Origin of the sequence: Flavobacterium geliluteum (assembly GCF_017948595.1) — a bacterium.
In the GTDB taxonomy this organism is placed as follows: Bacteria; Bacteroidota; Bacteroidia; order Flavobacteriales; family Flavobacteriaceae; genus Flavobacterium; species Flavobacterium flavipigmentatum.
Genome location: NZ_JAGFBV010000019.1, coordinates 1 through 12,734, shown reverse-complemented (window position 1 = coordinate 12,734; position 12,734 = coordinate 1). Strand labels below are relative to the sequence as shown.

Below are 12,734 nucleotides of genomic sequence, written 5' to 3'. Positions count from 1 at the left end.
TTATGGTCTTGTTATGTTGGTATTCAATCTTTTTAATACTCAAAAAAAGATTTATTTTTAGAAAAGTATACACCATTTACATTTTCAGTGCAAACCAAAAAGTACTTCCCAATCCTAAATTGCTTTCTACACCAATAGTTCCGTTTTGGGCTTCGATAAATTCTTTGCTGATCGCCAAACCTAATCCTGTTCCTGATTTTTGACTTCCCGGAATCTGAAAATATTTATCAAAAACTTTGTCTTTATAACGTGCGTCAATTCCTTTTCCGGTATCAATTACTTGAAATACAATCTGATTGTTTTCTTCTTTTAATCGGATGATAATTGTGCTTTTTTCAGATGAATAAGTAATGGCATTCGACAAATAATTAATCAAAACCCAGCCTGTTTTTTCGCTGTCTGCTTTTACTTGAGACAGGTGTTCAGGAGCATCAATGATGAGTTTTATTTGCTTTTGATCGGCTTGCACTTTTACCGCTTCGGTAGCATAATTGACAATGGCGTACGGATTACTTTTTTCGATATTCAACTGGATATTTCCTGTCTCTAATTGTGATAAATTCAGTAATTCGCCAGTAATTTTAAGCAATCTTTGGCTGTCATCTTTGATGCTTTCTACTAATTGTTTTTGGTCATCATTCATGTCGCCAGTTTTGGCATTTTCAAGCAATTGAAGGCTTAATTTGATAGAAGCGATTGGGGTTTTTAATTCGTGCGAAACCGTTGCAATAAAATTGGTTTTCGCAAAATCAAGTTCTTTAAATAAGGTAATATTTCGCAAAATAATCACGTCCCCAATGTTAATTTCATTTTCTTCGCCCGTGGGAGTTATCGTGATATTGAGTGTTTCTTTGTCAAAATAACTCTCTTTTTCATTGGCAAAAATCTTCATGGGTTGTTTTTTCTGAGTATCGCTTGCAAGTTCTTTCAAAATCAGAGAACGAATCAAATCATTTGATAAAGCCAGATGAGAAGCCGATTTTCCGATAACATCTTCCGATTTCAGGCCAATAATTTTTAGCGCTTCATCATTCACAAATAAAATCACACCTTCCTGATCGAGTCCAATAATAGGATCGTGCATATTATTGATAAGCGTTTCGAGGCGTTTTTTTTCAAAAAACAGTTTGTACAAATTGCTACTATTGTATTCTTCGAGTTTTTGTGCCATGGTATTAAACGATTTAGCTAGATCGCCATATTCGTTATGATTGGTAAAATGTACGCGCTCCGAATAATTTTTATTGGCAATTTCCTTGATGCTTAAAGTCAGTTCTTTAATCGGATTGGCAATGTTATGCGGTAAATTAATCAATAAATTAAAGGCGATCAAAAAGCATAAAGTACCTACAATAGCAATCCATAAATTGGCTGTTTCGGCAGTATGTTTGGCAATATCGCTCTTTTGCTTTATGGCATTCATATTGAGTTTCATAATCGCAAAAATATCTTGCCTAATTTGGGTTTTAGCAACTTCGCTCGACCTGTTTTTTTCTAAAAGAGCAAAATTTACCTTCACATTATCCGTTACTTTTTGCTCACCTGTTTCGGTTATGTTTTGCGTTTGTTTCTGGAGATTTTCTTTAAAAGTACGAATGGCAGTATCATTATCTGTGTTGGTTCTAATCTCGTCTAAAGACAAAAGCATATTTCTGGAATATTCCAGTGTATTGTAATTGGCTTTAAGAATATTCTCTGTGTCTTTTTTTATCGAAAAAATATAAAAAGCACTCACTAATGAAAGAATTATTATTAAAAGAAATAACAATCCAACGCCCAGATTCAATTTGGTCTTAATTCTCATGATATCATTGCGAGGAACGAAGCAACCTCATCCTCTAAATTTAATTATTATTAGTGTAAAATGTTATTTGTAAAATGTGAGATGGCTATTAAAAAATCTATATTACATCTCACATACGTCATTTTTCATTTCACGAAAGTATAACAAGATCAACATTTGATAACGAAAGACGATTTAATAAACGTCTAAAAATTGTTGTAGACAAAATTACTTTAAATAAGTTTAAATGCGGTTTTCCGATGCAAACAGTTGTAATTTGTTTTTCTTCTACGGTCATTAAAATAGCATCTGCAATGTTTTTGTTTTCTATTTTAATGACTTCTGCACCTAATTGCACTGCTAATTTAAAATTATTAATCAAATGACGTTGTTTGTCTAATGCTATTTTGGTACTGCTTTCCTGTGGCGTTTCAACATACAAAACATACCACATTCCGTTGTAATAACTCGCCAGACGCGCCGCTTTTCTGATGACTATTTTGGCTGTTTTATCATTGCTACTAATGCAAGCCAGAAGCTTTTCGTGCTTTAAGGCTTGGAGCTTAGGAACTTCATTTTCTACTTTTCGAACGACTTGGCTCGCTACTTCTTTCAACGCCAATTCTCGTAATTGTAAAATTTGTTCCGACTTAAAAAAATTAGTCAATGCGGTCTGAATTTTGTCTGCCGTATAAATTTTTCCTTCTTTTAAACGGGCAATCAAATCTTCAGAGGTCAAATCTATATTGACCACTTCATCCGCCAAGCGCAAAACATTATCCGGAATTCGCTCCTGAACATCAATGCCTGTAATGCGTTTTACGTCCTGGTTTAAACTCTCAATATGCTGAATATTTACCGCCGAAATCACGTTGATTCCTGCTTCCAGAATCTCTAAAACATCCTGCCAGCGTTTTTCATTTTTACTCCCTTCAATATTGGTATGCGCCAGTTCATCCACAATTACCACTTCAGGTCTCAGATTTATAATAGCTTGTACATCGAGTTCTTCCAATTCTTTGCCTTTATAAAAAATTGTCCTTCGCGGAATCACAGGCAAACCAAACAAGAGCTCGTGGGTTTCCTTGCGCATATGGGTTTCGATGTAACCAATTTTCACATCAATTCCGTTCTTAAGCAACGAATGTGCTTCTTGCAGCATACGAAAAGTCTTGCCCACACCAGCACTCATACCAATGTAAACTTTAAACTTTCCTTTTCTTGATTTCTGAATCAAATTGAGAAAGTGCTGTGCGTTATTTTTCTGTTCCATATTTTACGAGGTAAGATATTTTTTGTAAAATGTAAGATGTATTGAAGACATTTTACATTTTACAAAAAACATTTCACTATATTAAAATGAAATCGCCAACGAAGTCGTTACAAACGTATTACTATCCGTTGGAAGATTGTCTTTTGTGAAAATTTCATCTTTGCTCGAAAGATTTCTGGCTTCAATTCTAAACATAACATTATCAGTGATTAAGTAATCAAAATTAGCCGAAAAGCCGTAAGTTTTAAAACCGTTTGGTGTTTCAGTCGGGATAATCACACCTTTTTCATCACTGTAATATTCGCCACGCGCTGCCAACTGAATTTTATCTGTTGGTTTGTATTGCAGAATCAGAACTGGCGAAAACCAAGTATCATATTTGTTACTATTTTTAGCCGATTGTTGCGAGCCAACATCAACACCAGCTGTAACATTTGTTTTATCTGTTACCTTAAATTGTCCGTAAAAGTCATTAAAATAACGCCATTTTTTATCAATATCGGGCTGCTCATTTCCAACATAAGTGCTCCAGTTTAAAGCCACTCTGTCCGATGGTTTATAAGTAATCTGCGTTCCAAAAGCAGGCGTATGATTGCTTTCTACTTTCTGAATTCGTTGCCAGCCATTCAAATACATTCCAGCCAGGTACCATTTTCCGGATGCTGATGTGTAACCAATTTTCACTCCCGCTTCATAATAAGGCGAGTTTTCGGCCAGAATACTTCGGGTTAGAGTCTGGCAATCTTTGCCAATTGCGCTTTCAAAACCAATATGCGAAGGCATAATTCCGGCATCAATCCATAAATTATGGCGTTGCGAAATCTTCACGCCTACATTGGCTTCGTAAACGTTTTTCAGTAAACCTTGTTCAGCCGCCATGTTATATTCGGCATAAGTTCCTGCCATCAAAGCAAAATTTCCACGAACATTATCTTTTGAGTAATTCACTTTTGCCAGACCCAAATTTAGGTTGACTTCGTTGCTTTTATTATAATTGTAAAAAAATCCCGGACGCGCATGATTGTCTGGTTTTCCAAAATCATAACTGTAGTAAGTATCTACATATCCCGAAAAAGTAAGGACACTTTTTGATTCTTCTTGTGCCTGCAAATTGCTAAAACCAAAAGCGATTAAAGCTGTAAGTATTATTTTTTTCATTTTGTATGTCATTACGAGGAACGAAGTAATCTCATCCTCATTAGTTTTTATCAGTATGTTTTTTAGAAGCTATTTCCCGCTATTCGTTTCAATCTTTTACTTTTTAAAGAAAAAAGAAAAAGGATTTCCACTACTATCGGGGCTAGAAAACTCGGGGCAAAAGTACTTTTATTTTCCTAACAGGTTTCTAAAACCTGTTAGGTATTAATTTTAAAGTTTGATTTTTCGATTTCAATTTTTCAGTCTGCTTGTCATCCCGAGGAACGAGGGATGACAAAAATGGATATATGAAAAGCTCAAAATCTTAACCGACTTAGAATCTCAGTAACTTAAAAATTACTTCAACTGATCCAAAGCCACATTCAATTCCAGAACATTCACCGTCGGAGTTCCCATAATTTTTGGTGTATTAATCTTAGACTCCACCAAAGCTTTTACTTTAGCTTCAGCTAATTTTCTTTCTTTGGCCACACGTTTTACCTGAATCAAAGCGCCTTCTGGCGAAATATTCGGATCCAATCCGCTTCCCGAAGCGGTAACCATTTCTGCTGGAATCTCCGATTTTTTTAAGTAAGGATGTACAATTAAAAAAGTATCAATTCTTTTTTGAACCAAAGCAAGATACTCTTTATTACTAGCTCCTTTGTTACTTCCTCCACTTCCCGCAGCATTATAATCTACCGCCGAAGGTCGTCCCCAGAAATAATTCGATTGATCAAATTTTTGGCCAATTTTCTGGTATCCCACCACTTTTCCGTTAACCGAAATGGTTTCTCCTTTTCCTTGATTGGGAGCAAATTGAGCAATTCCATAAACTGCCAAAGGATAAATTACGGCAAATAAAACCACTATCAAAAGGGTGAATTTTACGATTGAAAATATATTTTTCATTTTTTTAAGTTTCTAAGTTACTGAGCTACTAAGGAACTAACTTTCTAAGAGACTAAGAAAAAACTTAGTAGCTTAGCGCCTCAGCACCTTAGTAACTTATTTACATAAATAGTGTTACAAGTAAATCAATTAATTTAATTCCGATAAAAGGAACAATCAAACCACCTAATCCATAAATCAATAGGTTTCTTTTTAGGATGGCACTTGCACCAATTGGTTTATAATCAACACCTCTCAACGCCAACGGAATCAATATCGGAATAATAATGGCATTAAAAATCACAGCAGATAGAATCGCACTTTCTGGACTGTGCAAACGCATGATATTCAAGCCTTCAAGCGCAGGAATTGCCGTAATGAAAAGCGCAGGAACAATAGCAAAATATTTGGCAACGTCATTGGCAATCGAGAAAGTAGTTAAAGTTCCTCGAGTCATCAACAACTGTTTTCCGATCTCAATAATCTCGATCAATTTTGTTGGGTCATTGTCAAGATCGACCATGTTTCCGGCTTCTTTTGCTGCTTGAGTTCCGCTGTTCATGGCAACACCCACATTGGCTTGCGCAAGGGCAGGAGCATCGTTGGTTCCGTCACCCATCATGGCAACAAGTTTGCCTAGATTTTGTTCGTTTTTGATGTAGTTCATTTTATCCTCCGGTTTTGCTTCGGCAATAAAGTCATCTACACCGGCAGCTTCTGCGATAAACTTTGCTGTTAGAGGATTATCTCCGGTAACCATTACCGTTTTTACCCCCATTTTGCGTAAGCGCTCAAAACGTTCTTTCATGCCTGTTTTGATAATATCCTGTAGTTCGATAACTCCTTGAACATGATTGTTTTTAATCACAACCAGTGGCGTTCCTCCTTTAGATGAAATAGCAATTACTTTTTCTGCGATATCTTCAGGGAAATTATTTCCTGCCTGCAATGCAATGTTTTTGGCTGCGTCCTGCGCACCTTTTCTAATATTGGTTCCGTCTTTTAAAACAACTCCTGAAGTTCGGGTTTCTGCGGTAAATTTTATAGTTTGTGAAATGTGATCTGTAAGATGTGAAATGCTTTCTTTTAGGGTACCTTTTACATCTAATATTTCACTTAATTCAAGTATGCTTTTTCCTTCCGGAGTGTCATCTGCCAATGAACTTAACACTGCAGACTTAATAAAATCTTCTTCAGAAACGCCTTTTGCAGGATAGAAATTCGTTGCTTTTCTGTTTCCAATAGTGATGGTTCCAGTTTTATCCAAAAGCAGTACATCAATATCCCCGGCAGTTTCAACTGCTTTTCCTGATTTTGTAATAACGTTGGCGCGCAACGCTCTGTCCATTCCTGCAATTCCAATTGCAGAAAGTAAACCACCAATTGTGGTCGGAATCAAACACACAAACAGCGCAATAAAAGCAGCGATTGTTATAGGTGCGTTGGCATAATCTGCAAATGGTTTTAGTGTAACGCACACAATTACGAAGATTAATGTAAAGGCGGCTAATAAAATAGTTAGCGCAATTTCGTTTGGTGTTTTCTGGCGACTTGCTCCTTCCACCAAAGCGATCATTTTGTCCAAAAAGCTTTCGCCAGGTTCTGAAGTTACAATTACTTTGATTTTGTCAGACAACACTTTTGTTCCGCCAGTGACAGATGATTTGTCACCACCTGCTTCGCGAATTACGGGAGCACTTTCTCCGGTAATGGCACTTTCGTCAATGGTGGCTAAACCTTCGATGATTTCGCCATCAGTAGCAATTAAATCACTGGCTTCGCAAACAAAAACATCTCCTTTTTTTAATTCTGAAGAACTGATATTTTTGATTTCTCCGTTAGGTAAAATTTGTCTGGCTGGCGTTTCTTCGCGCGTTTTTCTTAAACTATCAGCTTGTGCTTTTCCTCTGGCTTCGGCAATAGCTTCGGCAAAATTGGCAAACAAAAGCGTAGCGAGTAAAATCAAAAAAACAATAAAATTATAGGCAAAACTACCTTGATCTTGTGCTCCAAATAAAATGGCGGCACATACAACAAACATAATTGCAGTTCCTATTTCTACGGTAAACATTACCGGATTTTTGAACATTATTTTAGGGTTAAGCTTTACAAAAGATTGCACTAAGGCTTCTTTTACTTGCTTACTTTCAAACAATGAAGTAGATTTATTATTAGTCATTTTCTTTTATATTATTTTAAAGTAAAGTACTCAGCCAATGGTCCAAGCGCCAGTGCTGGAAAGAATGATAAGGCGGCAATAATGGCGATTACAGCAAAAACCATTACTCCAAAAATGGTAGTATCTGTTTTTAATGTTCCTGCGCTTTCTGGGATATATTTTTTATTAGCGAGTAATCCAGCTATCGCCAATGGTCCAATAATTGGAATGAAACGGCTCAATAACAATACAATTCCTGTTGTAATATTCCAAAACGGATTGTTATCGCCTAAACCTTCAAAACCAGAACCATTATTGGCAGCACTAGAAGTAAACTCATATAACATTTCTGAAAATCCATGATGTCCAGGATTATTCAACCAACCTGTTGCGTTTCCGCTAAACCAATACCCCATTGCCGTGTTATTTGCAGCAAAATAAGAAGCCAAAGCTGTTCCTGATAATATTAATAAGGGATGAAGAATAGCAATAAAAGCAGCAATTTTTACTTCTCGAGCTTCGATTTTTTTACCTAAAAATTCAGGTGTTCGACCCACCATTAATCCAGAAATAAATACTGCCAGAATAATAAAAATATAAAAGTTTAAGAAACCAACACCGCAACCGCCATAAAAGGCATTGACCATCATGGCAAGCAATTCCATAGTGCCAGAAACGGGCATCGAACTGTCGTGCATACTGTTTACAGAACCAGTAGAAATTACCGTGGTGGCAATACTCCAAAAGCCTGAAATGGCAGGGCCAAACCGAACTTCTTTGCCCTCCATAGATCCAGTTGTTTGAGCAATTCCCATTTTTTCTATGGCGGGATTACCGTTAATTTCGCTTATCACCGTTGGGATGACCAGAAGTAAAAAGCCAACCGTCATTACACCAAAAACAACGTAAGCAAATTTTGTTTTCTTTAGATAAAAACCTAAAGCAAAAATCATAGCAAACGGAATAATTAATTGCGCCCACAATTCGACAGCATTCGTAAAATAAGTAGGATTTTCTAATGGATGTGCAGAGTTAACTCCAAAAAAACCTCCACCGTTTGTACCAATATGTTTAATAGCAATAAAGGCAGCAGCAGGGCCTCGGGAAACTTCGACCTGATCACCTTGCAAGGTTGTTATAGCATCTTTTCCTTCAAAAGTCATGGGTGTACCGCTAAACAATAGCACTACAGCCACAACAGCCGAAAGCGGCAATAAAATACGTGTACAACTTTTGATGAAATAATTGTAGAAATTACCCAATTTGTCGGTTGTTCTTTCTTTCATTGCTGTAAAAACCATTGCAGCGGCAGCCATTCCGACACCAGCAGAAACGAACTGCAGGAACATCAAGAATATTTGTGATAAATAAGAAAGACCTGTTTCGCCAGAATAGTGCTGTAAATTGCAATTGACAAGAAACGAAATAGCGGTATTAAATGCCAAATCTGGACTCATTGATGGGTTGTTATCAGGATTTAAAAACAAAGAGCCCTGAAACAATAAAATAAAGAAACAAAGAAAGAACCAAACCATATTGACACTCAAAAGTGTTTTTAAGTGTTGTTTCCAGTTCATTTCTTCAGTAGAATTGATTCCACTAATTTTAAAAATAAATTTTTCAATTGGATTGAAAATCGGGTCAAAAAATGTTTTATCACCCAAATAAACTTTAGCAATATATTTTCCTAAAGGAATAGCTAAAACTATCGTAACGATAAAAATACTAATGATGCCAAATAATTCTGTGTTCATGTTATGAGATTTGTTAATTGTAAAATGTGAGAGGTAAAATGAGACCGATATGTAACATTCAACATCTCACTTATAACTTTTTACAAGATTTAAAATTTTTCGGGTTTGATTAATACGTAAACCAAATAAGCGAAAACAGCGATAGAAACAATAAATAGTGCGATCATGGTTTAGATTTTTTCAAAAAATTCAACTGATTTAAAACAAATGGCAAAAAGCACTATAGCCAATGCGAGTAAAAGAATAGTAATTAACATAGATTTTTATTTTAATAAAATGTGAAATGTGACATGTGAGAGGCGAAATGTAATTTGTAAAAGGAAACAACATTTAACATATCACAGAAAACATCTTACTAATTAGACGCCCGAAGTATTAACTTGTTTGATATATTCCGCTTTAAGCGTTTGAGGAAAAAGATGTGAAATATTGCAGTGACGCATTTCCATAAAAGAAGAAACTGAAAAAACATACACATTCGAAATGGCATTTTTAGTTTCGATACTTCCTGTAATAAATAGACGTTCAGCAAGAGCCAGACATTTTTTTGCGCGAACGATATTACCAGAGATTATAGATTTTTTTGTAATGTCAGCAAAACGTTCCGCTTGTTTGTAGATAGAGGTAACTTGATTTTTCATGAGAATGAATTTTTATGTTCTTCCCACTTATGCCAAAAGTCAGACCTAAAAAAGGGAATAAGAGGTAAAGTGTTGCCAATAAAGGTGTTGCTGTTTCGTGCCAAAAATCAGGCATAAAAAAAGCCTATCAAAATGATAAGCTTTTATTGAAATGATAGGATTTGTCCGGATCAGTTCCGATTCCTGCAAGGTTTTCAAAACCTTGTAGGTTTAAATTTTAAATCAGCTGAATTCTTAAAGATTGGAGTGGATTAGAATACGTACAAGGTTTTGAAAACCTTGCAGGATCTGATGAAATTATAAATTATACTCTTCTAACTTTCGATACAATGTAGCAATTCCAATTTCAAGTAATCGAGCAGTTTCCGCTTTATTACCTTTGGTATAATTGAGAACCTTCTGTATATGGAGCTTTTCGATACTTTGCATAGAAAATGCAGACATCGATTTGGTTGCTTTTTCAGGCTGAAATTGCATTTCGTAGGGCAAAACATCAGCTGTCAAAACATCGCCATTGCATAGAATAACCGAGCGTTCTATCACATTTTTGAGTTCTCGAATATTACCCGGCCACGAATAATTTTCTAGTTTTTGAAGAAAATCACTCTCAACAGTTAAAGTTTTTTTATTCGTTTTTTCAGAAAATTGTTTTACAAAATAGTGTGTTATAGGAGCAATATCTTTGATTCTTTCGCGTAACGGAGGAAGTTTGATTTCGAAAATATTCAATCGGAAATATAAGTCTGAACGAAAACGATGTTCATCACTTTCTGTTTTTAAATCCCGATTTGTTGCGGCAATCAACCTAAAATTTGATTTTTTTGGAGTCGTATCACCAATCGGAATGTATTCGCTGGTTTCTAAAACACGTAATAATTTGGCTTGTAATTCTATCGGCATTTCGCCAATTTCGTCCAGAAATAAAGTACCACCATTTGCTTCTTCAATAAAACCTTTTTTGTCTTTTAAAGCTCCGGTAAAAGCGCCTTGTTTGTGTCCGAAAAGCTCGCTTTCCAGAATTTCTTTGCTAAATGTACTGCAATTGAGTGCGACAAAAGATTTACCGGAACGCGTACTATTTTCATGAATAGCCTGGGCAAAAACCTCTTTTCCGGTTCCAGTTTCGCCAGTGAGCAAAACGGTCGAGTCGGTTTTGGCGACTTTTTTGGCAAGATCGATCACTTGTTCAATTCCTTTTGATTTTCCGATAATGGTCGTAAAAGAATATTTATCACCAATGCGTTTTTCGAGTTGCTGTACCTTTTTTTGCAAATGTGCCTTTTCGACTGCTTTGTACAAAAGCGGAATGATTTTATCGTTGTCATCTCCTTTTACAATATAATCAAAAGCACCATTTTTCATCGCCTGAACACCATCAGCAATATTTCCAAAAGCCGTTAGCAAAATAACTTCGATAAGAGGAAAACTGTTTTTTATATTTTGAAGAAAATCAACGCCATTTCCGTCTGGTAATTTTACATCGCACAAGACGACATCAATATCTGTTTGTTCAAGTTTTTTAAAACCCGATTTCAAATCTTTGGCTTCTATCACTTCAAAACCTTCCGATTTTATAATGCGTGCCAGCAGACTTCTGAGTTTTTCTTCGTCGTCTATTATTAAAATTTTATGTATCATTTGAGGGAAAGGCTAAAATCGAATGTATCTTTCGAAGTACAAATTTAGGGTTAAAATCATTTCACTTTCTGATTGATTGGAAATTCTTCCGAAAATTTGATTTTTAGAATACTATTATTATAGTTTTCAGACAAAATGACTTCAAAACATTATAATTCTATTAACAGACCAAAAGAAAACGCTTCGATTTAAATGAATTAATTTTGTATCAAAGCAAAAACAGAACATGAAAGACCCAATTTCAATCTCTATATTAGAACTGGCTATTATCGCTCAGGATAGCAATGCAGCAGCAACTTTTCAAAAAACAAAAGAATTAGCTCAGCTCGCTGATGAACTAGGTTACAAGCGTTTTTGGTTGGCAGAGCATCATAATATGGCGCATGTTGCGAGTACGGCGACAGTAGTTTTGATTGGTTATATTGCTAGTCAAACACAAAAAATTAGGGTGGGTTCTGGGGGCATTATGTTGCCTAATCACTCACCGTTGATTGTTGCCGAGCAATTCGGAACACTAGAAACGCTCTATCCTGACCGTATTGATTTAGGTTTGGGAAGAGCGCCGGGAACCGATCAGCCCACAGCAGAAGCGATACGAAAGGACTTTTTTGAGCAAGCACAGCGATTTCCCCAAAATGTGACCAAACTTCAGGATTATTTTTCTGTTGAAAATGCCACTGCAAAAGTGCGCGCTTTTCCTGCTGAAGGTAGAAACGTTCCGATTTGGATTTTAGGTTCCAGTATGGAAAGTGCCGCACTTGCAGCCGCTTATGGATTGCCGTATGCTTTTGCAGGGCATTTTGCTCCACGCCAAATGATTCAGGCTTTTGAGTTTTATCGTGAAAATTTTCAGGCTTCTGACACTTTAGAAAAACCAAAAATAATGGCTTGCGTTAACATTGTTGCAGCAGATACTAATGAAGAAGCACAGTTTTTATCGACGAGTTTGTATCAAATGTTTTTGAATTTAATTCGAAACGATCGCAAAGGTTTACAGCCGCCTTTACCATCTTTAGACGATATTATGAGCGAAGAAGAGCGTTTTCACGTCGATCAGATGACCGCTTGCACTTTTACCGGAAGTCCAGAGCAATTGGCAAAAGATCTCAAAAAATTTATTGAATATGCAAAAATCGATGAACTTATGGTTACCAGTCCGATTTTTGATCATCATTTGAAACTTAAAAGTATTCAACTGACCAAAGAAGTGATTAATAGTTTGAATAATTCATTATAAAAATATTTCAAGTTCACGAATTTTCCGCACTTTTTACAGGATGAAAATTCGTGAATTTGTAGCTAAAATTTAAATGATAATCTCGTGTATTTTGTTAATTAATTCAAGTTGCTAGTTAATTGTTTTATTTAATTGTAATCCGAATACAAACAATGTAAGCTTTATTAGAAATCCTTCCAATGTAACAGCATGTATTGTTCTGGGGAATAATTTTTTAATATC

General features: G+C 35.8%; 10 protein-coding genes and 1 pseudogene. 1 reads left to right on the top strand and 10 read right to left on the bottom strand.

Annotated elements, in window-relative coordinates; all coding sequences use genetic code 11:
* Positions 1–76: 76 nt before the first annotated feature.
* The 9 genes from J3495_RS12345 to J3495_RS12305 all read right to left on the bottom strand — a co-directional run bounded on the left by J3495_RS12345 (position 77) and on the right by J3495_RS12305 (position 11,275).
* On the bottom strand, positions 77–1,804 hold the full coding sequence (locus tag J3495_RS12345; RefSeq protein WP_210666859.1) for a HAMP domain-containing sensor histidine kinase: 1,728 nt from the start codon (positions 1,802–1,804) through the stop codon (positions 77–79).
* A gap of 130 nt (positions 1,805–1,934) precedes the next feature.
* Complete coding sequence (locus tag J3495_RS12340; protein ID WP_210666858.1) at positions 1,935–3,056, bottom strand: sensor protein KdpD; 1,122 nt, start codon at positions 3,054–3,056, stop codon at positions 1,935–1,937.
* Between the two features lie 81 nt (positions 3,057–3,137).
* Positions 3,138–4,214 carry a porin gene (locus J3495_RS12335; protein WP_210666857.1) on the bottom strand — a complete coding sequence of 359 codons (1,077 nt, stop codon included), beginning with the start codon at positions 4,212–4,214 and terminating at the stop codon, positions 3,138–3,140.
* Between the two features lie 336 nt (positions 4,215–4,550).
* On the bottom strand, positions 4,551–5,105 hold the full coding sequence (locus J3495_RS12330; RefSeq protein ID WP_210666856.1) for a K(+)-transporting ATPase subunit C: 555 nt from the start codon (positions 5,103–5,105) through the stop codon (positions 4,551–4,553).
* A gap of 100 nt (positions 5,106–5,205) precedes the next feature.
* Positions 5,206–7,263, bottom strand: coding sequence for a potassium-transporting ATPase subunit KdpB (kdpB, locus tag J3495_RS12325; protein ID WP_210666855.1), 2,058 nt, complete (start codon positions 7,261–7,263; stop codon positions 5,206–5,208).
* 11 nt (positions 7,264–7,274) lie between these two features.
* Positions 7,275–8,996, bottom strand: a complete 1,722-nt coding sequence (gene kdpA, locus J3495_RS12320; RefSeq protein WP_210666854.1) for a potassium-transporting ATPase subunit KdpA — start codon at positions 8,994–8,996, stop codon at positions 7,275–7,277.
* Positions 8,997–9,085: 89 nt separating this feature from the next.
* Positions 9,086–9,163, bottom strand: a complete 78-nt coding sequence (kdpF, locus tag J3495_RS12315; RefSeq protein ID WP_210666910.1) for a K(+)-transporting ATPase subunit F — start codon at positions 9,161–9,163, stop codon at positions 9,086–9,088.
* A gap of 192 nt (positions 9,164–9,355) precedes the next feature.
* A complete protein-coding gene (locus tag J3495_RS12310) occupies positions 9,356–9,637 on the bottom strand; it encodes a DUF7674 family protein (RefSeq protein ID WP_210666853.1) in 282 nt (93 codons plus the stop codon).
* Positions 9,638–9,934: 297 nt separating this feature from the next.
* Positions 9,935–11,275 (bottom strand): sigma-54-dependent transcriptional regulator, encoded by a 1,341-nt coding sequence (locus J3495_RS12305; protein ID WP_210666852.1) that lies wholly within the window; start codon positions 11,273–11,275, stop codon positions 9,935–9,937.
* Between the two features lie 226 nt (positions 11,276–11,501).
* On the opposite strand from J3495_RS12305, the gene J3495_RS12300 reads away from it, so the two are divergent.
* On the top strand, positions 11,502–12,512 hold the full coding sequence (locus J3495_RS12300) for an LLM class flavin-dependent oxidoreductase (RefSeq protein ID WP_210666851.1): 1,011 nt from the start codon (positions 11,502–11,504) through the stop codon (positions 12,510–12,512).
* 111 nt (positions 12,513–12,623) lie between these two features.
* Here J3495_RS12300 and J3495_RS19450 read toward each other — a convergent pair.
* Positions 12,624–12,734 (bottom strand): annotated as a pseudogene (locus tag J3495_RS19450) (IS982 family transposase); the annotation flags it as partial.